Annotated in this window: 2 protein-coding genes; both read left to right on the top strand. The window is 74.5% G+C overall.

Annotated elements, in window-relative coordinates:
• Nucleotides 1-757: xanthine dehydrogenase family protein molybdopterin-binding subunit (locus OZN99_RS31680; RefSeq protein WP_270939163.1), on the top strand; the 757-nt coding region annotated here is incomplete at its 5' end.
• Nucleotides 754-1,349, top strand: a 596-nt coding sequence (locus OZN99_RS31685; RefSeq protein WP_270939164.1) for an FAD binding domain-containing protein, incomplete at its 3' end; no start/stop codon positions are given. The genes OZN99_RS31680 and OZN99_RS31685, both read left to right, overlap by 4 nt.

Genomic DNA, 1,349 nt, shown 5'->3' on the forward strand with positions numbered 1-1,349 from the left:
GCCGCATGGCGGCGGCGCCTGGGCCAGCCGCGGCGCAGCGATCGGCGGAGAGGCAGCCTGGGGCGCCGGCCGCGCCCTGCGCGCGCAACTGCTGGAGGCGGCGGGCGCGCTGCTCCAGGCCGCGCCCGACACGCTGGATGTCCGCGCCGGCGCCGTGACGGACTCCGATGGCACGGCGCGGATGACGCTGGCCGAGCTTGGTCGCCTCATGCTGTTCCGTGGCCACGAGATGCCGAAGGGCGTGACGCCCGGCCTCTCGGCCGCCTTCCACTACCGTCGCGAGCGCGATGCGACGCTCGCGAACAACGGCGTGCATGCCGCGCTGGTGGAGCTGGACAGCGAGACCGGCCTGGTGCGCCTGTTGCGCTACTGGATGGTGGGCGATTGCGGCCGCGTGCTGAATCCGCTGCTGGTCGATGGCCAGTATCGCGGCGGCATCGTCACGGGCATCGGCGGGGCGCTGCTGGAAGCCTGCCGCTACGATGCCGAGAGCGGGCAGTTCCTGTCGGGCACGCTGGCGGACTACCTCGTGCCGATGGCGACCGATATCCCGGACATCGCGCTCGGCCATGTCGAGACGCCCTATCCCGGCAGCGCGGTCGGCGCGAAGGGAGCAGGGGAGTCCGGCACCTGCGGCGCCCCGGCCGCCATCCTGAACGCGGTCAACGACGCGCTGGAGGCAGCCGGCGGCGGCGCCGTGACCGAACTGCCGATCCATCCCGTCACGGTGCTGCGCGCGCTCGGACGCCTGGCATGACGCCCGCCCGCTTCGCCTATGCCCGCCCCACGAAACTCTCCGAGGCGCTCGCTATCCTGGCGCAGGAGCCGGAGGCGGCGCCGCTCGCCGGCGGGCAGAGCCTGGTGCCGATGCTGGCGATGCGGGTCGCGCGACCGGCGCTGCTGCTGGACCTGAATCGACTGCCGGATCTGGACGGGATCGAACTGGTGGACGGCGTGCTGCGCATCGGGGCGCTGGCGCGGCACGCTGCGGTGCTGGCCTCGCCGCTGGTCGGGCAGGCCGCCCCGCTGCTGCACGTGGCGCTGCCGGAAGTCGCGCACCCCGCCATCCGCAACCGCGGCACGCTGGGCGGCAGCGTGGCGCTGGCCGACCCGGCCGCGGAACTGCCGGCCTGCATGGTCGCGCTCGACGCCACCATCGTCCTCGGCTCGCAGGCCGGCGAGCGCCGCGTTCCCGCGCACGCCTTCTTCCGCGGCCTCTACGAGACGGACCGGCGCCCGGACGAGTTGCTGCTGCGGGTGGAGATCCCGCGCGCGCCGGGCTGGACGCCCTGGTTCGCCGAGGTCGCGCGGCGTCGCGGCGACTATGCGCTGGCCGGCCTGGCGATGAT

The sequence above is a fragment of the Falsiroseomonas oryzae genome (genome assembly GCF_027856955.1).
Lineage (GTDB): Bacteria > Pseudomonadota > Alphaproteobacteria > Acetobacterales > Acetobacteraceae > Falsiroseomonas > Falsiroseomonas oryzae.